At 63.7% G+C, this 21,001-nt stretch carries 17 protein-coding genes and 1 pseudogene; 8 read left to right on the forward strand and 10 right to left on the reverse strand.

The features are described 5' to 3' along the window. The first annotated feature begins 1 nt into the window (after nucleotide 1). Complete coding sequence (locus F6X59_RS18980; RefSeq protein WP_152957556.1) at nucleotides 2-3,277, forward strand: transporter substrate-binding domain-containing protein; 3,276 nt, start codon at nucleotides 2-4, stop codon at nucleotides 3,275-3,277. On the opposite strand, the gene F6X59_RS29005 is transcribed toward F6X59_RS18980, so the two are convergent. From F6X59_RS29005 to F6X59_RS18990, 3 genes and pseudogenes are all read right to left on the reverse strand, one after another. After that, nucleotides 3,252-3,746, reverse strand: a complete 495-nt coding sequence (locus F6X59_RS29005) for a methyl-accepting chemotaxis protein (protein WP_372240452.1) — start codon at nucleotides 3,744-3,746, stop codon at nucleotides 3,252-3,254. The two genes, F6X59_RS18980 and F6X59_RS29005, sit on opposite strands and share 26 nt — an antisense overlap. Before the next feature lie 42 nt (nucleotides 3,747-3,788). Next, nucleotides 3,789-4,571 (reverse strand): annotated as a pseudogene (locus F6X59_RS29010) (PAS domain-containing protein); the annotation flags it as partial. Nucleotides 4,572-4,685: 114 nt separating this feature from the next. Next, nucleotides 4,686-5,705, reverse strand: coding sequence for a LacI family DNA-binding transcriptional regulator (locus F6X59_RS18990; RefSeq protein ID WP_152957558.1), 1,020 nt, complete (start codon nucleotides 5,703-5,705; stop codon nucleotides 4,686-4,688). Nucleotides 5,706-5,911: 206 nt separating this feature from the next. On the opposite strand from F6X59_RS18990, the gene F6X59_RS18995 reads away from it, so the two are divergent. The 3 genes from F6X59_RS18995 to F6X59_RS19005 all read left to right on the forward strand — a co-directional run bounded on the left by F6X59_RS18995 (nucleotide 5,912) and on the right by F6X59_RS19005 (nucleotide 8,302). Continuing rightward, the gene (locus tag F6X59_RS18995; protein ID WP_152957559.1) at nucleotides 5,912-6,451 is read left to right on the forward strand and encodes a gluconokinase; all 540 of its coding nucleotides are present in this window, start codon (nucleotides 5,912-5,914) and stop codon (nucleotides 6,449-6,451) included. A gap of 111 nt (nucleotides 6,452-6,562) precedes the next feature. Continuing rightward, entirely contained in the window at nucleotides 6,563-7,915 is a 1,353-nt protein-coding gene (locus tag F6X59_RS19000) for a GntP family permease (RefSeq protein ID WP_152957560.1), read from the forward strand. Nucleotides 7,916-7,999: 84 nt separating this feature from the next. Further along, on the forward strand, nucleotides 8,000-8,302 hold the full coding sequence (locus F6X59_RS19005) for a hypothetical protein (protein ID WP_152957561.1): 303 nt from the start codon (nucleotides 8,000-8,002) through the stop codon (nucleotides 8,300-8,302). A 29-nt stretch (nucleotides 8,303-8,331) separates the two neighbouring features. On the opposite strand, the gene F6X59_RS19010 is transcribed toward F6X59_RS19005, so the two are convergent. From F6X59_RS19010 to F6X59_RS19025, 4 genes are all read right to left on the reverse strand, one after another. Continuing rightward, nucleotides 8,332-9,759 (reverse strand): sigma-54 dependent transcriptional regulator, encoded by a 1,428-nt coding sequence (locus tag F6X59_RS19010; protein WP_152957562.1) that lies wholly within the window; start codon nucleotides 9,757-9,759, stop codon nucleotides 8,332-8,334. Continuing rightward, the gene (locus F6X59_RS19015) at nucleotides 9,734-11,227 is read right to left on the reverse strand and encodes a sensor histidine kinase (protein ID WP_152957563.1); all 1,494 of its coding nucleotides are present in this window, start codon (nucleotides 11,225-11,227) and stop codon (nucleotides 9,734-9,736) included. The genes F6X59_RS19010 and F6X59_RS19015 overlap by 26 nt, the downstream gene beginning before the upstream one ends. A 303-nt stretch (nucleotides 11,228-11,530) precedes the next feature. Then, the gene (locus F6X59_RS19020) at nucleotides 11,531-12,985 is read right to left on the reverse strand and encodes a HAMP domain-containing sensor histidine kinase (protein ID WP_152957564.1); all 1,455 of its coding nucleotides are present in this window, start codon (nucleotides 12,983-12,985) and stop codon (nucleotides 11,531-11,533) included. Nucleotides 12,986-13,091: 106 nt separating this feature from the next. Beyond that, complete coding sequence (locus F6X59_RS19025; RefSeq protein ID WP_152957565.1) at nucleotides 13,092-13,685, reverse strand: lytic transglycosylase domain-containing protein; 594 nt, start codon at nucleotides 13,683-13,685, stop codon at nucleotides 13,092-13,094. A gap of 186 nt (nucleotides 13,686-13,871) precedes the next feature. Here F6X59_RS19025 and gspG point away from each other — a divergent pair, with 186 nt between their 5' ends. Continuing rightward, complete coding sequence (gene gspG / locus F6X59_RS19030; RefSeq protein WP_152957566.1) at nucleotides 13,872-14,297, forward strand: type II secretion system major pseudopilin GspG; 426 nt, start codon at nucleotides 13,872-13,874, stop codon at nucleotides 14,295-14,297. Between the two features lie 11 nt (nucleotides 14,298-14,308). Beyond that, nucleotides 14,309-15,499, forward strand: coding sequence for a type II secretion system F family protein (locus F6X59_RS19035; RefSeq protein ID WP_152957567.1), 1,191 nt, complete (start codon nucleotides 14,309-14,311; stop codon nucleotides 15,497-15,499). Between the two features lie 2 nt (nucleotides 15,500-15,501). On the opposite strand, the gene xerC is transcribed toward F6X59_RS19035, so the two are convergent. Beyond that, the gene (xerC, locus tag F6X59_RS19040) at nucleotides 15,502-16,416 is read right to left on the reverse strand and encodes a tyrosine recombinase XerC (RefSeq protein ID WP_152957568.1); all 915 of its coding nucleotides are present in this window, start codon (nucleotides 16,414-16,416) and stop codon (nucleotides 15,502-15,504) included. A 132-nt stretch (nucleotides 16,417-16,548) separates the two neighbouring features. Between xerC and F6X59_RS19045 the strand changes: the two genes are divergently transcribed. Next, on the forward strand, nucleotides 16,549-17,196 hold the full coding sequence (locus F6X59_RS19045; RefSeq protein ID WP_152957569.1) for a DUF1345 domain-containing protein: 648 nt from the start codon (nucleotides 16,549-16,551) through the stop codon (nucleotides 17,194-17,196). Here the strand turns inward: F6X59_RS19045 and F6X59_RS19050 are convergent. Next, nucleotides 17,122-18,351: a pyridoxal phosphate-dependent aminotransferase gene (locus F6X59_RS19050; protein WP_152957570.1), complete on the reverse strand. Its 1,230-nt coding sequence runs from the start codon at nucleotides 18,349-18,351 to the stop codon at nucleotides 17,122-17,124. The two genes, F6X59_RS19045 and F6X59_RS19050, sit on opposite strands and share 75 nt — an antisense overlap. Nucleotides 18,352-18,646: 295 nt before the next feature. Here F6X59_RS19050 and F6X59_RS19055 point away from each other — a divergent pair, with 295 nt between their 5' ends. Then, nucleotides 18,647-18,907 (forward strand): DUF1652 domain-containing protein, encoded by a 261-nt coding sequence (locus F6X59_RS19055; RefSeq protein ID WP_152957571.1) that lies wholly within the window; start codon nucleotides 18,647-18,649, stop codon nucleotides 18,905-18,907. On the opposite strand, the gene F6X59_RS19060 is transcribed toward F6X59_RS19055, so the two are convergent. Continuing rightward, on the reverse strand, nucleotides 18,904-20,991 hold the full coding sequence (locus F6X59_RS19060; RefSeq protein WP_152957572.1) for a bifunctional diguanylate cyclase/phosphodiesterase: 2,088 nt from the start codon (nucleotides 20,989-20,991) through the stop codon (nucleotides 18,904-18,906). The two genes, F6X59_RS19055 and F6X59_RS19060, sit on opposite strands and share 4 nt — an antisense overlap. Between the last annotated feature and the right edge of the window lie 10 nt (nucleotides 20,992-21,001).

Genomic DNA, 21,001 nt, shown 5'->3' on the forward strand with positions numbered 1-21,001 from the left:
CATGAAACCTGTCCTGGCCGGCCTGACTCTGTTCATCGCCCTGCTCTGCTGCCCGCTCATGACGCTCGCCGACGGTGAGCCACGGCATTTGCTGGCGCGCGCTACCAGCGCCGCCCAACCTCTGCAACTGGACGACGCCGACCGCCAGTGGCTGCAGCGGCGCGGCGTGTTGTTGCTGGGGACTTCACAACCGGATTACCCACCCTTCGAGATCAACGTCAGCCTGGCTGATTACGAAGGCCTCAGCGCCGACTACGCCGGGCTGATCGCCGAGCAGCTGGGCGTGCCGATCGAAGTCAGGCGCTTCGCCAGCCGCCACGAAGCGATCGCCGCGTTGCGCGCGGGCACCCTCGACCTGCTGGGCAGCTCCAATGGTTTTGAAGCTGCCGATGCCCAGCTCAGCCTCAGCCAGCCCTACGCCGACGACCTGCCGGTGATCGTGACACGCGAGGACGCTTCGCTGAATCAGGGCAAAGACCTGGCCGGCCTGCGCCTGGCGATGGTCGACCACTACTTGCCGGGCGAGACCGTTCGCACCCTCTACCCCAAGGCACAACTGAGCCTCTATCGCTCGACCCTGGCAGGCCTGGCAGCGGTCGAAATGGGTGAGGCCGACGCCTATCTGGGCGATGCCATCAGTACCGATTACCTCATAGGCAAGAGTTACCAGGGCACGGTGAGGATCGATCACTTCTGCCAGGTGGCGCCCGGTTCCTTTGCCTTCGCTTTCGCCAATGACAACCTGCGGCTGCGCCGTCTGGTCGATGCGGCCATGGCCAGGATCACCGAAAGCGAGCGCCTGAACATCCTGCGCCGCTGGAGCAGTGGCAATACCAGCCTGTTGCTGGAGCGGCACCTGTCGGTACTGACGAAAGAAGAAAAGGACTGGATAGCCCGCAACCCTACGGTCAGCGTGCTGGTCGACACGGCCCTGGCCCCGCTGACGTTCAACGACGCCCAGCAGCATGTCAGCGGTATCACCGTCGACCTGCTCAAGCAGATCACCCTGCGCACCGGTTTGCAGTTCAGGTTCATCGAGCAAGGCACCGTGCAGCAGATGGTTGAAAAGGTTGCCCACGGCGAGGCACAGATGATCGGGGCACTGGGTTATGGCACGGAACGCGCAGCGCGGCTGCGCTACACCCGTCCCTATCTGGTCAGCCCCAGGGTGCTGGTGACCCGCGACCAGGCGCCCTCGCCGCTGCACGCCAGGCACCTGGACGGGCAACGCATTGCCCTGCTGCAGGGCTCTCACCTTCGCGACGAGGTATTGCGCCGCTTTCCGCAAGCGAAACTGATCAAGGTGAACAACCCCCTTGGCCTGATGGAAGCGGTGGCCAACGGCGATGCTGACGCCGCCTATAGCAGTTATATCAACGCCTCGTACTACATCAAACAGGTCTTCAAGGGGCGCCTGCGTATCGCCGATGTGCTGGGGGACGAGCTGGCCGTCGCCGCCTTTGCCGTGGCGCCTGGCCTGCCGCAACTGCAGGCCATCCTCGACAAAGCGCTGATGAGCATCCCTCCTGAAGAACTGGAACAGTTGATAAACCGTTGGCGCACCAGCACCTTGGTCAGCGACAGCCCCTGGCGCAACTACCGCACGCTGGCCCTGCAAGTGTTGGTGCTGTCAGCCCTGCTGCTGGCGGGCGTGGTGTTCTGGAACAGCTACCTGCGCAAGCTGATCCACCAGCGCACCGAAGCGCAGCACGCGCTGCAGGCGCAACTGGCCTTCAGCCGCGGCCTGCTGGAGCAACTGCGCCAGGCCAAGAACGAAGCGGAACAGGCCAGCAAGACCAAAAGCACGTTCCTGGCGAACATGAGCCACGAGATCCGTACCCCCATGAACGCGGTGATAGGCTTGCTGGAACTGGCACTGGAAGACAACCGCGCTGGCCACTGCGACACCCAGACCCTGCAAACCGCTTACGATTCCGCCATCGGTCTGCTCGGGTTGATCGGCGACATCCTGGACATTTCCCGCATCGAATCCGGGCACATGAGCCTGCAGCCGGTTGCCACCGACCTGGCCGAACTGCTGCGTAGCACCCTGCGTGTGTTCGAAGGCAACGCGCAGATGAAGGGCTTGCACCTGCAAGGCGAGCTGCCAGACGCGCCACTCTGGGTCCTGGCTGACCCGTTGCGAATCAAGCAGATCCTCTCCAACCTGCTGAGCAATGCCATCAAGTTCACCGATCGTGGCGACGTGCTGGCCCGTCTCTCGTTCAAGCCCTCGGCCACAGCCGACACCGTGCGGGTCGAGCTGAACGTAACCGACACCGGTATCGGCATTGCCGCTCAGGATCAGGCCCGGCTGTTCAACACCTTCACCCAGGCTTCAGGCCCACGGGCCAGCCAAGGCGCCGGCCTGGGCCTGGTCATCAGCCGAACCCTGACCGAACTGATGGGGGGCCGGCTGGACCTGCAGAGTGTGGAAGGTGTCGGCACCCGTGTGCTCGTCCAGTTGCCGCTGCCACTGAGTGCGCCACCGGCACCACTGCAACACGACACGGTGGCCGAAGCCGCCGACAGCGGGCCGCTGAATGTCCTGGTGGTCGATGACTACCCTGCCAATCTGCTGTTGCTGGAAAAACAGCTGCACAGCCTGGGCCATCAGGTGACGCTGGCCGAGAACGGTGAAGCGGCGCTGGCCCTGTGGCGAGCACACGCCTTCGACCTGGTCATCACTGACTGCAGCATGCCGGTCATGGACGGCCATGAGCTGGCCCGCAGGGTTCGGCTACTCGAACAAGAACGCGGGCAGCCCGCCTGCAGCATTCTCGGCGTGACCGCCAATGCCCAGGCCGAAGAGCGTCAACGCTGCCTGCACAGCGGCATGGACGACTGCCTGTTCAAGCCCATCGGGCTGCAGGCACTGAAGGCTCACCTGCCACAAAGGCGATCCGCCAGCCCTGCACCCGCGCCAAGCGAAAGCGGTTTCAATCTGAACGAGCTGCAGCATCTGACCCAGAATGACCAGCAGCTGACCAGGCGCCTGCTCGAGCAACTGACGCAAAGTGCCCGCGAAGACCTTGCCGCCCTGCACGCCCTTGACGCCGCCCACGACCGCGAGGCGCTACCCGCGCTCGCTCATCGCATCAAAGGGGGCGCCAAGATGCTGCGGGTACGCGGGGTGGTCAAGGATTGCGAAGCCATCGAACAGGCACATGCCCAGGGGCTGCCGACGAACGCGCTGCACCTGCAGCTGGAAGCCAGCCTGCAGGCCTTGCTGCGGGAACTGGGCGACACCCTCAGTGCAATTGCAGCGTCGAGTTGATCTGGCTGATGGCGTCGACCACGTGACGGGAACCCTGCTGGATTTCCATGATCACCGTCCCCGCCTCGTTGGCCAGGGCAACGCCATGCCCGGTGCGTGACAGGCTCGACTGCATGCTGGCCACGGCAGTCAGCGACAGGTCGTGGTTCTGGCGTACCACATCGACGATTTCCAGCGTCGCCTTGCTGGTGCGCGCCGCCAGGCTGCGCACTTCATCGGCCACCACGGCGAAGCCGCGACCATGCTCACCGGCCCTCGCCGCCTCGATGGCTGCGTTCAAGGCCAGCAGGTTGGTCTGGTCGGCGATGCCGCGAATGGTCAGCACGATCTGCCCGATCACATCCGACTGCTTGCTGACCGCATCGATACTGCGCGCGGCATCGTTGAGTTCCTCGGAAATCTGCTCGATGACCGCTACGGTCTGCTGCACGACCTCGGTCCCCTTGCGCGCGCAGGCATCGGTCTGCACCGAACTGGCATGGGCCGCATCGGCGGCACTTTGCTGGGTGTTGACCTGCGCAGTGATGTCGCTGGCGAATTTGACCACCTTGTACAAGCGCCCTTTGCTGTCGAAGATCGGGTTGTACGAGGCTTCCAGGTAAACCGTCTGGCCCTGTTTGTTGATCCGCTCGAAGCGGTGCGAGTGGTATTCGCCGCGATTGAGCGAAGCCCAGAACTCGCGGTATGCACCGGATTCGCGCTCATGGGGCAGGCAGAACAGGCCGTGGTGACGCCCGACTACTTCCTCCAGGCGATAGCCCATGGTCACGAGGAAGTTCTCGTTGGCCTTGATCACCCGCCCTTGCGGGGTGAACTCGACCACAGCCATGGACCGCCCAATGGCCTTGAGCAAGCTTTCGCTCTCGTGCTCGTCCTTGACCCGCTGGCTGATATCGGCCGCCACCTTGATCACGCTGGTGACCTGTTGTTGCTCATCGAGCACCGGCATGTAGCTGGCCTCCAGCCAGACCTCGCGGCCAGCCTTGTCGACGCGCTCGAAGGTGCCGCTGATGGCCTTGCCCTGCCCCAGCTCACGCCACAGCTGCTGGTATTCGGCGCTCTTGGCGTAGGCTGGGTCACAGAACAGACGGTGGTGCTTGCCGCGCAATTCGTCGACGCTGTAGCCCATGGCCTGGCAGAACTGGGCATTGGCATCAACAATGGTACCGTCCGGGGCGAACTCGATCATTGCCATGCAGCGGCTGATCGCCGCGAGCTTGGCCTGGGCCTCGGCCAGGGCCTTGCGAGTGCGCTGAATCTCGATCAAATCAGACTTGCGGTGGAAGTCGAACATGGCGCCAGGATCCTTGATGCCCAGGGTTTCCTGAGCATAGATCGGCTTTGATAGCGTGCAAGCACCTTGATATCACTTTGTGATTAGCCAGTTAGCGAAAGTTCCTGAGAATCCTCAAGAGCTTTCACGCACCATCAGTTCAAAGCCCAAGTCCTGCTGCTCGGTCGCTACCCGCTTGCCATCGAGCAGCGCCAGCAGTGCCTGGGCGGCGCCTCGACCAACGGCAGCCCTTGGCGTGCGAATGGAGGTCAGGCGCGGCACCATGTGCGCCGAAGCCGGCAAATCGTTGAAACCGACCATGGCCACCTGGCGCGGCACTTCGATGCCTTGACGCAATGCCTGCAACACCGCGCCCTGGGCCAGGTCGTCGTTGCAGAAGAAGATCCCGTCCACATCAGGCGCCTGCGCCAACAGTTGGCTGAACAGTTCGCTGCCCAGTGCGATGGATGACGGTTGCGGCGCCAGCATCTCCAGCTCGCAGGCCTGCATGCCGGCTTCGGCAAGGGCCTGGCGGAAGCCCTCGGCGCGTTGCATCACCCGTGGGTCGAGCTGCGCAGCAATGAACGCCAGGCGCCGCCGGCCGCGTTCGATCAGGTGCGTCGCCGCAGCCCGCCCGGCCTGCTGCTGGGAAAAGCCCACCGACAAGGCGCCCGCCTCACCGCCCAACTCCATCATGTGCACGCAGGGCACGCCGCTGGCTGCCAGCATCTGCCGCGCCGCATCGCTGCGATCGAAGCCGGTGAGCAACATGCCGCAGGGCTGATAGGCCAGGTAGTTGCGGATCAGGTTTTCTTCTTCGTCGAGATCGTAGTGATAGTTGCCGATCAGCACTTCGAGCCCACGCGGGCGCATCACCTCGTGAATGGCCTCCAGGGTGTCGATGAACAGCTGGTTGGACAACGACGGAATCAGCACCACCACCGACTGGCTGCGCGCCGACGCCAGCGCCCGGGCCGCCGGGTTGGCGACGTAGCCCAGGGACGCGGCGGCGACCCTGACCTTTTCCACCAGTTCCGGGGCAACCGTGCTGACCCCGCGCAGCGCGCGCGAAGCAGTGATCGGGGAAACCCCGGATAGCCTGGCGACTTCAGCCAGTGTGGGACGACCTGTGGTGCGAGAGCCGGTGCGGGACATGGATGTTGTAATTTTACTACTTGCAGGAATGGGGAACGGCCACTAAGGTAGCGCTGTCTCAGGACGCAGGCAATGTAATCTTTGGTAGTGGCCACTGCAGCACGCTGCCAAGCGTCCATACTGCGTAAGGACAAGACCAATAACACCGGGGAGGTGGCGTTTCGTTTGCAACGAGACAGCGCTATCTCACCCCGCAGGAGGTACTGATGAATTCTCCCCTGTCCGCCATCGTGGTGATGGGCGTGGCTGGCTGCGGCAAAAGCTGCGTCGGCGATGCCATTGCCAAGCGAAGCGGCGGTCGCCTGATCGAAGGCGACGCATTCCACCCTGCCGAAAACATCCGCAAGATGAGCGCCGGCATCCCCCTGGACGACGATGACCGTGCCGGTTGGCTGGTGCGCCTGGGCCAGGAACTGCAAGCAACGGTAAAGGCTGGCGAACGGCCGATCCTCACCTGCTCCGCGCTCAAGCGTCGTTACCGCGACACCCTGCGCGCGGCGATGCCGGAGTTGGTGTTCGTGTTCCTCGAACTCACCCCCATCGAGGCCGAAAAGCGCGTACTCGCCCGCCCCGGCCACTTCATGCCGGCCAGCCTGATCGACAGCCAGTTCGCCGCCCTCGAGTCACCCCGTGGCGAGCCTCTGACCCTGCCGCTGGACGCCACTCAACCGATTGCGGTGCTCGCCGAAACGGTCGACGCCTGGCTAAAGCCCTGCGGTGAGCGGAACCTGGCGCGGACTGCCTGAACCGGCGGTTTTTCCGGCTCACCAAAGATAGCGCTGTCTCGGCGCCTGAAGGCGCCACGTTTTCACTCATAGCTACGCCCAAAACAACGATAAGACCGAGGCATCAAAACCATGTTCGGACTGGCTACAGATACCTACCTGCTGCTCGACGCGCTGGTCACCATCGTCGGGCTGATCCTGCTGATCACCCATTTCAAGGTCCACCCCTTCGTCGCCCTGACCCTGGCCGCCGGCTTCCTCGGCCTGACCTCCGGCATGCCGGTGGCCAAGGTCATGAAATCGTTCCAGGACGGTTTCGGTGGCGTGCTCGGCTTTGTCGGCATCGTCCTCGCCCTGGGGACGATGCTCGGCAAGCTGATGGCCGACTCCGGTGGCGCCGACCAGATCGCGCAGACCCTGATCCGCGCCTTCGGCAAGAAGAATGTGCACTGGGCGATGATGTTCGCCGCCTTCCTGGTCGGCATCCCGCTGTTCTTCGAGATCGGCTTCGTGCTGCTGATTCCGCTGGTGTTCATCGTCGCCCGGCGCTCGGGCGTGTCGCTGATCAAGATCGGCATCCCGCTGCTGGCCGGCCTTTCGGTGGTCCATGGCCTGGTCCCACCACACCCGGGGCCGCTGCTGGCGATCGGCATCTTCCACGCCGACATCGGCAAGACCATCTTCTATGGCCTGCTGGTGGCGCTGCCCACGGCGATCATTGCCGGCCCGCTGTTCGGCAACTTCATTGCCCGCTACATCCCGGGCAGCCCGTCGCAGGAACTGATGGACCAGATTGCCAAGGAGTCGGATCAGAACAACCTGCCAAGCTTCAGCATCACCCTGATCACCGTGCTGCTGCCGGTGGCGCTGATGCTGCTCAAGACCTTGGCCGACGTGGTGCTGCCGGCCGAGCATATCTTCCGCCAGTGGATGGACCTGATCGGCCACCCGATCACCGCGCTGCTCGCCGCCCTGTTGCTGGCCTTCTACACCTTCGGCTCGGCCCGTGGCTTCAACCGCCAACAGATCATGAAAATGCTCGACCAGAGCCTGGCACCGACCGCAGCCATTGTGCTGATCGTGGGTGCCGGTGGCGGCTTCAAGCAGATGCTGGTGGATACCGGCGTGGGTAACGTCATCGGGCAGATGGCCGTGCAGGCTGAAATCTCGCCGATCATGCTGGCCTGGCTGGTGGCGGCAGTAATCCGTATCGCCACAGGTTCGGCGACCGTGGCCACCATCACCGGCGCCGGCATCGTTGCCCCGGTGATCGACCTGGTGCCCGGGGTAAACCGCGAACTGCTGGTGCTGGCCACGGGTGCTGGCTCGCTGATCCTGTCCCACGTCAACGATGCCGGGTTCTGGCTGGTGAAGCAGTACTTCAACATGACCGTGGCGGAAACCTTCAAGACCTGGAGCATGATGGAGACGATCCTGTCGATCGTCGGCATTATCTTCATCATGGCGCTGTCGACGGTGGTGTGACCGCTGATCGGGGTGATGGCACCCAAGCCGCTCGGGCAGGGCCCAACTCAAGTGTGAGCCCTGTCCCTTGCAAAGGAGCCTGCCATGCCCCGCTCAACCCTGCTGCTGGTTGCCCTGTTCGTCTCGCCATTGGCCCTGGCCGTAGGCACCGGGCCAACCTACCCCGATGATCCGCACAACCCGGCGCCGCAGCCGGGTGTCGATAGCACCCTGAACCCGATCGAGAAACCCATGCCCCGGGATACCGATCCGCGCATCCAGGGCAATGACCCAGAAAGCCCGCCGGCCAGGCAGAATGACAACCGCGACCTGCCGGGGATGGATGGCAGCGGTTCCGAGGGCACCGGGCGACAAGGCGGAAACGGTTCAGAGGGTGGCCAGCAATAAAGCTCAAGGGGCGCCATGCGCCCCTTGCCTCACCACTGACGTTTGTCGGGCCGGGTAAGCCCGAGCTTCTCGATGCGGTACCGCAGCATGTCCCGCGACAGGCCCAGCATCCGCGCCGACTTGGTGACATTCCAGTCAGTGCGGTCCAGGGTCTTGCACACCAGGTCGCGTTCCATGTCTGGCAGGCTGGTGCCCGGCTCCGGTTCATGGCGTGGCAATTCGTACACGGTCGCCGTGGGCTGAGCCACCAGCGGTTCGTCGATCAAGGTCAGGCACAGGTTCAGCTGATGCGCCTGCACCACTTCATTGGGGGCAAGCAACACCGTCTGCTCCAGCATGTTGCGCAGTTCACGCACATTGCCCGGCCAGCTGTAGCTCAACATCAAGGCTTCGGCCTCGGCGCTGAAACGCAGGTTCGGCTTGCCGTAGCGGCGCCCGTGGTGTGCCAGGAAATGCCGGGCCAGCAACAGCACATCCTGGCCACGGGCGTACAACCGCGGGACTTTCAGGGCGATGATGCGCAGGCGGAAGAACAGGTCACGGCGGAATTTGCCCTGCTGTACCATCTGTTCGAGGTTGCAGTTGGTGGCACTGATCACCCGCAGGTCGACCTTGCGCTCCTTGACCGCACCAATGCGGCGGATGCTGCGGTCCTCCAGCAGCTTGAGCAGCTTGGCCTGCAGCACCAGGTCCATCTCGCCGATCTCATCGAGGAACAGCGTGCCGCCATCGGCCGCTTCCACCAGGCCCACGCGGCGCTCCTTGGCGTCGGTGAACGCGCCCTTCTCATGACCAAACAGCTCGGCCTCCAGCAGATTGGCGGGGATCGAGGCGCAGTTGAACTCGATGAACGGGCCCTTGCTGCGCGAACCGTCGAAATGCAGCGCGCGAGCAACCAGTTCCTTGCCGGTTCCCGTCTCGCCTTCGATCAACACCGGCGGCAGGTCGTCACTGGCCATGCGCCGCTCGGCGTCCAGTACCTGCTGCAAGGTGTGTTTGAGGGTGAGCATCGCCGGTGACTCGCCGATCAGCGCCTGCAACCCGGACTTCTGCGCCTCGCGCTCCTGGTAGAACGACAGGGTGCGTTCCAGGCGTTCGGCAGCCAGGGCCTTTTCCAGGGTCAGCTTGAGCTCGGCCAGCACCACCGGTTTGGTCAGGTAGTGGAATGCCCCCTCCTTCATGGCCTGCACGGCGTCTTCGACATTGCCGTAACCGGTCATCATGATCACCTTGAGGTCCGGCGCCTGCGCCACCAGGGTGCGTAGCAGGTCGTGCCCGCTCATGCCGGGCAGCGAGTTGTCGGTCAGTACCGCATCGGGCTGGGCCCGCTTGATCTGTTCCAGCGCCAGCTCCGCACTGTGGCAGAGCGTCACCTCGAAGCCCTTGAGGCTCAGGTAGGTGCGAATGTTGTCGCCGAGGATTTCGTCATCCTCAACTACCAGGATGCTGTGCTCCATGGTCCCCTCCCGCTGCGATATTGAAAGTGAGGCTGACGCGGGTTCCTTCCTCTTCGCGGCTGCTCAGGCTGACCGAGCCGCCAAAACGTTCCATGATCCGCTTGACCAGGGCCAGGCCGACGCCGAGGCCGCCCTGCTTGGTGGTGAAGAATGGCTTGAACACCATCCTTTCCTGTTGTTGGCTCATGCCTTTGCCGGTGTCGCTGAGCAGCAGCTGCGCGCGCTGCCCCTCCTGCACGCTGACGTGCGCATGCAACACGCCGCCCTTGGGCATGGCTTCCAGGGCATTGGCAAACAGGCTGTTGAGAATCTGGGTCAATTGCAGGGGCTGGCTGGCCACCCACAGCACCTGCGGCCCTTCGAAGCTGAAGCGCACGCCGTTGCGCTCGATCTGCTGGGAAAAGGCCTGGTGGGTATCTTCGATGGCCGCCACCAGGTCGACCGCCTCGGCGTTGTCGCTGGCCGGGCGCAGCGACACCAGCAACTCACGCACCCAGCGCGACATGCGGTCAACCTGGCTGATGATGTCGTTGATGTTCTTCTGCGCCAACGGGCTGGCTATTTCCTCGGCCAACTCGGCACTGGAGCGAATATTGGCCAGCGGGTTGCGCAAGCTATGGGCCACGGCGGAAGACATCTCGCCCAGGGCCACATAAGTTTCGCTGGCCACCAGCCGGTCCTGCTGCTGACGCAGCATGAACGCGGCGCGGCGCACGATCCAGAACAGGCCGAAGTAGATCAGTGCGCCGCCCACCAGGGTCGAAGCCCAGATCAGCACGTAACCGCGCTGGATACGCCGCACCAGATCCTGCGGCTCCTTGTAGATCTCGACCATGGCCATGGCCTGCTCGCCCTGGCTGTCAAACAGAGGGATGTAGTTCTCGATGAACAGGTATTTGGGTTCGCGCAGGAATTTCTGCTCTTCTCGGCCTTTTACAACCTTGTGGTAGCTGGCCGACACCGCCCTGCGCGAGTTGAAGGCGCGGTTCAGGCCACCGTCGTTTTCGATGCGCTTGCCTATCAGCTCAGGGTTGGTGGACCAGACGATGCTGCGGTCACGGGCATAGACTATGGCCAGCAAGGTATCAGGCAAGTGCTCGACGTGGTCGAGAAACTCGACCCGGGTCGCCTCAACAAGTCCCGGGCTGATCTGCAGGTGCTGTTGGTCCAGGCGCGGGTTGAGCAGTTCGCCCATGGTGGTGCCGGGCGGTAACTGCGAATGACGCACTTCAGCCAGGGCCAGGGACTGGATGAACTGGGCGGTGAGCATGGCATCCCGCTCGACGCTGTCGCGCACCACGAAGCGGGTCGACACGTAGCCCAGCCCGCCAGCCACCGAAGCGATGATCAGCAGGCTGATCAGCGAGAACCAGCGCAGCAGGTTGAACTCGCGAAGCGGCACGGCCAGGCCGCTGCTGCTAGGCGGTGCCGCGGGCCTCACGGAAACATCTTCATCCAGCATCTGCATCGCGTCGTTCCCGTACAGGGAGTCCGTTCAGAAGGTGGTCACCGCATTGCTACCAATAGTAGCAAACTGATACCACCTCACCAGGGCAGCTGCCGCCGCCTTTGCCGCGCATTACCTGCTGCGAGAACCTGCAAGAACTTCGCCATGCCCGTTAACCAATCGTCATATCCATATCATTCAATGGGTTACATAACATTCATGGCTTCTGTTAGAGGGTTACTCCCCACATTTGGGTACTGTTTACCCATAAACGCATAAATTCTTTTATATCAAGCAGTTAAACAACACTCATGATGCCCATTGTTATGAGCGCACCAAGCGGAAGCTGAGCGAGACCCGCGTGCCATGGCCCTGGCTGCTGCTCAGGCGGACTGAACCGCCAAAGCGCTCCATGATGCGCTTGACCAGCACCAGCCCCACACCCAATCCACCTTGCTTGGTGCTGTAAAACGGCCTGAACGCCAAACGCTGCTGCTGTTCGCTCATGCCTTTGCCGGTATCGGCAAGGCGCAGGGTCAGGCTGCGCCGGTCACGCTTGACCACCTCGATCCGCAACCGCCCGCCCTGCTCCATCGCCTCGAGGGCATTGGCGATCAGGCTGCTGAAAATCTGCGCGAGCAATGCCGGGTGGCCAAGCACCTGCACCGGTGGTAACGGTCGCAGATCCAGGGTTACCCCATTGCGGGCCATCGGCACGGCAAAGTTTTGCAGGCTTTCCTGCAAGACCTGGGGTAAGTCGACCGGCACCGCTTCGTCATTCAGCGGCCGCAAGGATTGCAGCAACTGGCGAATCCACTGCGACATGCGGTCGACCTGGCTGATGATGTCATTGATGTTGCGTTGCGCCGGGCCTTCATCGAAGGCCTGGGCCAGTTCGGCGCTGGAACGGATGCTGGCCAGCGGGTTGCGCAGGCTGTGGGCCACCGCCGAAGACACCTCGCCAAGGGCGACGAAGGTCTCGCTGTTGATCAACCGCTTCTGCTGCACCGCCAACACCCGCGCGGCGCGGCGCATGATGCCGTACAGGCCGATGTAGACCAGCGCAGCACCGACGGTGATAGCCAGCCAGATAAGAATCAGCCCGTGCTCGATGCGCACGATCAGGTCTCGGGGTTCCTTGTAGATTTCCACCATCGCCGTGACGGTATCGCCATCGGCATCGAACAATGGGATGTAGTTTTCGATGAACAGCTGTTCCGGCGGGATCACGAACTTCTGTTCGACGCGTGCCTGCTCGAAATTGTGGTAGCTGGCCGAGACCCGCATCTTGTACTCGAAGGCCCGGTCCAGGTCGTCATCAGCGTCGATCAGCTTGCCCACCAGCGCCGGGTTGGTCGACCAGATCACCGTCCGGTCCGGGGCATAAATGTTGGCCAGCAGCATGTCCGGCAGGTGGGCGATATGATCAAGGAACTCACCGCGGGCCTTGCGCCGTGCTTCCGGGTCGACGTCGGGCATGGCTGTACGGTCGGTGCGTGGATCGAGCAGTTCACCCATGGTGCGCACATTGGGGATCGACACATGGCGTACTTCGGCGTCGGCGATCGAGGTGATGAACTGCGCGGTGAGCAAGGCGTCGCGCTCGATGCTCTCATCGATGATGAAGCGGCTGGAAATCAGCCCCAGGCCAGCGGCCACCGACAAGATGATCGCCAAGCTCACCCAGGCATACCAGCGCAGCAGGTTGAACGGCCTGTGCGGGGCGGCTTCAGTGCCGGCAGGCGCCTCAAATACTTCGGAACGGGGGGCGACGTCCATGACGGACTCCACTGCTGGGCACCTTTTGAAAGGTTATAGCCCAGAGTTGGGTAACCATGGCATTGATTGGGGACGAGTTGCATCACTTTCGCGACGCAAGGCCCGTTCAGAGCGGCGAATCATCGGCCAGCCCCTGCAGTTTGCGGTATTCGCGCAACACCGTTGGCACATAACGGCGGGTCTCGGCGTATGGCGGTACCGCACCGCGCCGCCGCACGGCATCGGGGCCGGCGTTGTAGGCGGCCACGGCCAGGGTGATGTCATTGTCGAACAGGGTCAGCATACGCTTGAGGTAGCGCGCCCCGCCCTGCACGTTATCTTCCGGGTCGAGACGGTCTTCCACGCCCATCTCCCTGGCCGTGTCGGGCATCAGCTGCATCAGCCCGACTGCCCCGGCCGCCGATCGGGCCTTAGGGTCGTAGCCTGACTCGGCCTTGATCAGCGCATGCAGCAGCGCCAGCGGCACATCGTAATCACGGGCCGCCGCGGCCACCAGTTCGGCATAGGGCCGCCCAGTGATCATCTGCGCGTCGGCCGGGCCAGCCTGGGCAAGCGGTTCGCTGATCACCCGTTCGTAATGGCGTCCTGGCCGATGAACGTTGCTCAGTACATAACCACCCTTGGCATCAATGGAAATGTACATGTCGGCCTGGGCGCTTGCCGCCACCAGCCAGGTCACTACCAGGATCACCACACGCATGTCGGTCGCCTCCCCGCCGTGCTCCCCCGATGTGGGGGAAATGCCCCGGAAAACCCGGGCTTTTCTACTGCGTCGCAAGCACCGTGCCGCTTGCCATGGCGCATGGCGCAAGGCCCCGAGGCAGACGTGCACGGCTGTTGCATGACGCTTGGAAAAGCGTGTCCCCATGCAGCGGAGGGCTTCACCATGCAGCGCAAATCCAACCCCCAACGTGGCTTCACCCTGCTTGAACTCCTGGTGGTCCTGGTGGTGCTCGGTTTGTTGGCCGGTATCGTCGCGCCCAAGTACTTCAGCCAGCTCGGTCGCTCGGAAGCCAAGGTGGCGAAGGCGCAGATCGAAGGCCTGGGCAAGGCCCTGGACCTGTACCGCCTGGAGGTGGGCCACTACCCCAGCAGTGAGCAGGGCCTGCAGGCGCTGGTCGCCGCCCCCAGTGGCGAGGCACGCTGGTCGGGGCCCTACCTGCAGAAGGCCGTGCCGCAGGACCCATGGGGCCGCGCTTACATCTACCGCCAACCCGGCGAAAACGGCGGCGAATACGACCTGCTGTCGATGGGCAAGGACGGCCAGCCCGGCGGCGATGGCGAAAACGCAGAAATCACCAGCTGGCAATGAGGAGAATCGACATGCGCTATAGCCTCAAGGCCCTCGGCAGACAGGGCATTGTGCAGTTGCAGATTGACGCCGAGGATGCCGAGCACGCGCGTCGTCAAGCCGAGAATCAAGGGCTGCGGGTGGTCAGCGTGCGCGGCCAGGGCAAAGCCCTGGGCGGCCTGGGCTGGCGCCGCGCGGCGACGTTCGACCTGGTGCTGTTCAGCCAGGAACTGACCACCCTGCTGCACGCTGGCCTGCCGCTGATCGATGCCCTGGAAAGCCTGGCGGAAAAGTCCCCCGTCGGGGCCACGCGCAAGGTCCTGACCGAGCTGGTGCGCCAGCTCTATGAAGGCCACTCGTTGTCCCAGTCGTTGGCAAAGCAGCCGCGGGTGTTCCCGCCGCTGTATGTGGCGCTGGTGCAGTCCAGCGAGCGCACCGGCGCGCTGGGCGATGCCCTGGCCCGCTACATCGGCTACCGCCAGCGCCTGGACCTGGTCCGGCAGAAACTGATGGGCGCTTCGGTCTACCCGTTGCTGCTGTTGCTGGTGGGCGGCGGCGTGGTGCTGTTCCTGCTCGGTTATGTGGTGCCGCGCTTCAGCCTGGTGTTCGAAGGCATGGGCAGCGAACTGCCCTGGTTGTCGCGGGTGCTGATGGAGGTCGGCCTGTTCCTGCATGCCCAGCAGCTGCCGCTGGCACTGGTGGTTGCAGGCGGTATCGGTACGTTGGTGGTACTGCGCCGCAACCCGCTGGTGCGGCGCTGCGCGTCACGACAACTGCGGCGCTTGCCAGCCTTGCATCAGCGCCTGGTGATGTATGAACTGGCGCGTTTCTACCGTTCGCTGGGGATCCTGCTGCAGGGTGGCATCCCGATTCTTACTGCCATGGGCATGGCCCACGGGCTGCTCGGCAGCGCTTCGGCGCAAGGCCTTGAGCAGGCCAGCCGGCGTGTTGGTGAAGGGCTGCCGTTGTCGGATGCACTGGAGGCTGGTCAGCTGGTGACTCCCGTGTCGTTGCGCTTGCTGCGGGCGGGGGAACAATCGGGGAATCTGGGGGAAATGCTCGAACGCTGCGCGGATTTCCATGATCAGGAAATCGGCCGCTGGGTGGAGTGGTTCGTGAAGCTGTTCGAGCCGCTGCTGATGACCTTCATCGGGCTGTTGATCGGCGGGATCGTGATCCTGATGTACATGCCGATCTTCGACCTGGCTTCGAGCATTCACTGACCTCAGTAGTCGAAGCGATCCACCGCTCGCCGCCGTTCGTTGTCATCACGCCGGTCATAACCGGCGGTGGTCTGGATGTTGGCATGGTGCGCGAGCTTCTGCGCGATCGACAGGTCATGCTCTTCGATCACCCGGGTGATGAACGCCCGGCGAAAGTCATGGGGCATGATCTTCACTCCCACCTGGGCACCGCGCTGGCGGGCGATGTAGTAGATCGCATGCTTGGTGATGCGGGCGCGGGTGATGTGGTTGCCACGGCGGATGCGATTGAACAGGAACGGGTCGTCCGACGCCCCCTCGGGCAGCGCCTGGCGGCGCAGGTCCAGCCAGGCCTGCAGCTTCTCGAACGCCCAGGCCGGGGCATACTTGATCAACTGCCGGTTACCCTTGCCGGTGACCTGCAGGCTGCGTGCCTCGAAGTCGACCTGGTCGAGGTCGATGTCCACCGACTCCGACTTGCGCATGCCGGTGCCGTACAGCAAGGCGATGATCGCTGCATCGCGCACGCCCTGGGGCCGTGGGTCGGCCTCGCACAAGTCCATCAGTTCGCGGATAAGGCTGCGACGCAGGTTGCGCCCGGGCGGCAGGCGGCTGCCGGACGCCGGCTTCACCTCACGGATGCGCAGCAACTGCTCATGGTCGATCAGGCCTTGGCGCCACGCCTCGTTCATCACCCCGCGTACCGCGTTCACATACAGCGAGGAACTGTTCGGCGCATAACCATCGGCGCGCAATGCCGCCACCAGCGCAATCACTTGGCCAGGATCGAGCCGGTGCCACGGTACATCGACGAGGTTGCAGTCGACGAAACCGAGCCGGTCGGCGGCATCCTGAAGGATGTAACGCATGGTCTGCTGGCTGGAGGGTGCCAGCCGGGCCAGGTATTGCAGCAGTGGATTTTGCGAGAGGTCGGACAAAACGTGAATCCTGAAGCGAATCGAAGCAACGGCGCGCAATGGTACCGTAAACCAGGCGGGTTGATCGAACTCATGCCTTGGCAGGTGATCTGTGGTCTAGAGTTCAGACCAGACATACACCCGCGAGCGCCCATGGTATTCCACCGCCTGACCCGTACCCACCCCCGTCTGAGTATTGCCGCCCTGGTCGGCCTCCTCGGCGCCTGGCTGATCCCCGCCGACGACACCGTGCAACGCATCCTCGCGGGCTGGAACCTGGGCGTCTGGCTGTACCTGCTGCTGGTCCTGTGGCTGACCTGGCGCGCCACCCCTGACAAAGTGCGCAAAGTCGCCCGGATCGAAGACGAAAACGCCGGCCTGGTGCTTTTCACCGTCTGTATCGCCGCCATTGCCAGCCTGGCCGCCGTGACCTTGCAGTTGGTCTCCAGCCGCGGCCTGCAAGGCAGCGCGCTGGCCTTGCACTACTTGTACACCGGGCTGACGGTGGCCGGCTCGTGGCTGCTGATCGGCTGCATCTTCAGCCTGCACTACGCCCGCCTGTTCTATACCGGCGAGCGCGATGCACCGGCGCTGCGCTTCCCCGACGGTGAGTGCAACCCGGATTACTGGGACTTCCACTACTTCTCTTTCACCATCAGCGTTGCCGTGCAGACCTCCGACGTCGGCGTCGGCGGGCGCGGCATGCGCCGGGTGGTGCTGGCGCATTCACTGGTAGGCTTTGTGTTCAACACGGCGATTCTGGGCTTCACCATCAATATTGCCGCAGGCCTGCTCGGCTAGCACGCGCCCGGTACAGGCAGCGATACGCCGGCAGGCGTGCTCCAGGCACTCGGCCTCCAGCACCAGCCCCATGCGCACATGCCCCGCCGCACTCGGGCCGAACGCATCCCCGGGCAAAAGTGATACGCCCTCCTCCAACAGCAAGCGTTGGGCGAAGGCCTGGGCGCTGAGCCCAGTGGCACGGATATCGAGCATGACGAACATGCCGCCCGCCGGTCGATGGGCGAGCACCCCCGGGCAGTCCGCCAGGGCTGCACAGACCCGATCGCGCCGTTGCCGATAGGCTTCGCGCATTTCGTGCACCGCTGGCAGGTCCTGCTCCAGCGCCGCACAGACACCGGCCATGACAAACTCTGGCAGGCCGAACAGCATCACCATGGCCAAGGTGGCGAGGTGTGCAATCAACGGTTGCGGGGCCACCACCCAACCCACCCGCCAACCGCTCATGGCGTGGGACTTGGACACGCTGTCGATCAGCACGCAGCGCTCGGCCATGCCCGGCAGGCTGAGCGGGTCTGCCGGTTCGCCGTCGAACAGCAAGCCGCTATACACCTGATCGCATACCAGCCACAGGTCATGCTCCCGGCACAGCTGCGCCAATAGCGCCATATCCTGCGCCGAGATGGCAGCGCCCGTCGGGTTGTGCGGGGTGTTGAGCAGCAGGCCACGGGTACGCGGGGTAATCGCCCGGGCCACCGCCATCGGGTCAAGGCGAAAACCCTGCTCAGGGCTGACAGGCACCTGGACGGGCTGCGCCCCGCAAGCGCCAAGCACACCCTGATAGGTCACGTACATCGGCTCGGCGACGATCACCTCGTCACCGCTTTCGAACAAGCATTGGCAAACCGCATACAACGCACACTGGGCGCCGGCAAGCACCATCACCTGGTCAGCCGAAACCTGCGCGCCACTGCGCCGGGCAATCGCCTGGCGCAGCGCGAGGCTGCCGTGCACGTCGCTGTAATGGGTTTCGCCGCGCTGCAGGCTGGCTATCGCAGCGTCGACCACCGGCGCGGGCGTGTCGAAGTCCGGGTCCCCCACCGACAACAGGAAAATCTCGCGCCCCTTGCGGCGCAATGCCTGGGCCTGGTAGTGAATGTCCCACGCCGCAACGGCTTGGCCGGCGATGCGTTGGGTGAGCGTGGAATAGCGCATGACTGTCTCCCTGTCTGCCCAGCTCGCACCGCTCGTCCGAAAACGTTGTGCGCCGAATGTGGATAAAAATAGCAGAGCAAGCCGGCAACCCTGCTGGCATCATGCGGTGAAAACGTTTGCGTAGCCATTTGCCGCCAGACGGTTTGCATGAATGCGGTGTGACCGCTGTCATGCATTCATACATTTGTCTTGTGTTGCGCCGAACATGGGCTGTGGCAGGTGCTATGGTTAGGTTCCCGGCGGCCGAGCGAACGGCTGCCGATCACCGCGTCCAGGCAAGGACAAGGAGGCTGGCTTGAACAAGATGACGTTCCCCAACGCCTGCCAGGTGATGCGCTGGCACTTCCATCCGCTGGGCTTCGAAGCCAGCATGGATGCACCGCGCAGCATGGTTGCACGGCTGTTTGACCGGGCCACGGGCGAGACCCTACTGGCCATCGCCGGCATCCCTTGCACGGCGATCATGGCCGCTGCGGATGTCGAACGCATCATCGAGGCCATAGAGGTCGAGATGGAAGCCTTTGCACCGGCCTTCGCCCTGCTTGACGCGGGCTAGACAGCCACTTCGCTTTCCTCGCGCAACGTCTGCAACCTGCCCATGAACTGCTCGGCCGGCACCGGCTGGCCCAGCAGATAACCCTGCAGCGAATCACAGCCCAGGCGGGTCAGGAAGTCCTGCTGACGGTCGGTTTCCACCCCTTCGGCGACGATGCGCAGGCCCAGCGACTGGCCCAGGGCGACGATCGCCGAAACAATCGCAGCGTCGTCGCTGTCCTGCTCCAGGTCACGCACAAAACCACGGTCGATCTTCAGCTCGTTGGCCGGCAGGCGCTTGAGGTACATCAGGCTCGAATAACCGGTGCCGAAGTCGTCGATGGACAGGTCCACACCCATGTCGGAAAGCCGCTGCAGCACTGTCAGGCTGGCATCGGCGTCGTGCATGGCAGTGGTTTCGGTGATCTCCAGGGTCAGCCGGTTGGCCGGCAGGCCGTTCTCCTGCAGGGCGCGGGCGACACTGTCAACCAGGCCGGCATGGCAGAACTGGATGGCCGACAGGTTGACTGCCATGCGCCAATCGCTATGCCCTTGCTCAAGCCACTGGCGCATCTGCCGGCAGGCTTCATCCAGCACCCACTCGCCGATCGGGATGATCAGGCCGGTCTTCTCCGCCAGGCCGATGAAGCGGTCCGGCAACATCAGCCCGTGCTGTGGGTGTTCCCAGCGCAACAAGGCCTCGGCACCGATCGGCGTGCAGGCCTGGGCGTCGAACTTGGGCTGGTAGTGCAGGCGGAACTGACCCTGTTCAAGGGCCGTGCGCAGGTCCTGCAACAGCTGCAACTGTTGCCGGGCGTTGCTGTTCATCGAGGCGTCGAAGAAGCTGTAGCCGTTCTTGCCGGCGCTCTTGGCGTGGTACATCGCAGCGTCGGCATTGCGCAGCAGTTCCAGCTGGTCCTGGCCGTTGCCGGGGTACAGCACGATCCCCAGGCTGGCGGTCAGTTGCAGGTCATGCTCGGCAACGCGGAACGCGCGCGACACCAGGTTAACCTGCTTGGCCGCCACGTCCATGGCGTCTTCCGGCTCTTGCAGCTCCACCAGCAACACGAACTCGTCACCGCCGATTCGCGCCAGGGTGTCCTGGCTGTGCAGATGGCCTCGCAGGCGCGCCGCCACGGCCTTGAGCAGCAGGTCGCCGACATGGTGGCCAAAGGCGTCGTTGACCGGTTTGAAACCATCCAGGTCGATGAACATCAGCGCAAAGCAGCCGCCCTGCTCCGCCACCTTGCCGATGGCTTGCTCGATGCGGTCGGACAACAGCGTGCGGTTGGGCAACCCGGTCAAGGTGTCGTGCAACGCCAGCTGGGTCAGTTCCTGGTTGGCCAGGGTCAGCGAGTGAGCCAGCGCTGCCGTGCGGGCTTCAAGGCGCGCATCCAGCACCGAGGTGAGCAACGCCACGGCCAGCACTGCCAGTGTGGTGATCAGTACCAGGTAGACCAGGCCATCGCCTTGCAGGCCGTCGGTCAACGCGCCACAAAAGCTGCCCTCGGGGAAGTTCGCCGCAGCCATGCCGGTGTAGTGCATGCCGACAATGGCAACGCCCATCACCATTGCTGCCAGGCCACGGACCTGGCGCACGTACGGGGTGTGCTGACGCAGGCGGAAGGCAATCCACAGCGCGGCCGCCGAAGCGCCTACCGCTATGGCCAGCGAGGCGCCGAACAAGGTCGGGTCATAGTCGATACCGGGCAGCATGCGCAACGCGGCCATGCCGGTGTAGTGCATGCAGGCGATGCCAGTGCCCATGATCAGGGCGCCGAACGCCAACTGCAGGCGCGGCAGGCTTGGCTGGCTTACCAGCCACAGGGCAAAACCGGAAGACAGTACCGCGATCAGCAGCGAGAACGCGGTCAGGGCGATGTCATAGCCCAGGGCGATGGGCAGGCTGAAGGCGAGCATGCCGATGAAGTGCATCGACCAGACGCCGATGCCCATGGCCAACGCCCCCCCGCCCATCCACAGATGCACGGCACGGCCCTTGGCCGTGGCGATACGGCCAGTCAGGTCGAGGGCAGTGTAGGAAGCAAGGATGGCTACGCAGAGTGAGATCAGCACCAGCGCAGAAGAGTAACTACCGGTCAGCATTGGAAAAATC

This window comes from Pseudomonas sp. MN1F (assembly GCF_009391885.1).
Taxonomy (GTDB): Bacteria; Pseudomonadota; Gammaproteobacteria; order Pseudomonadales; family Pseudomonadaceae; genus Aquipseudomonas.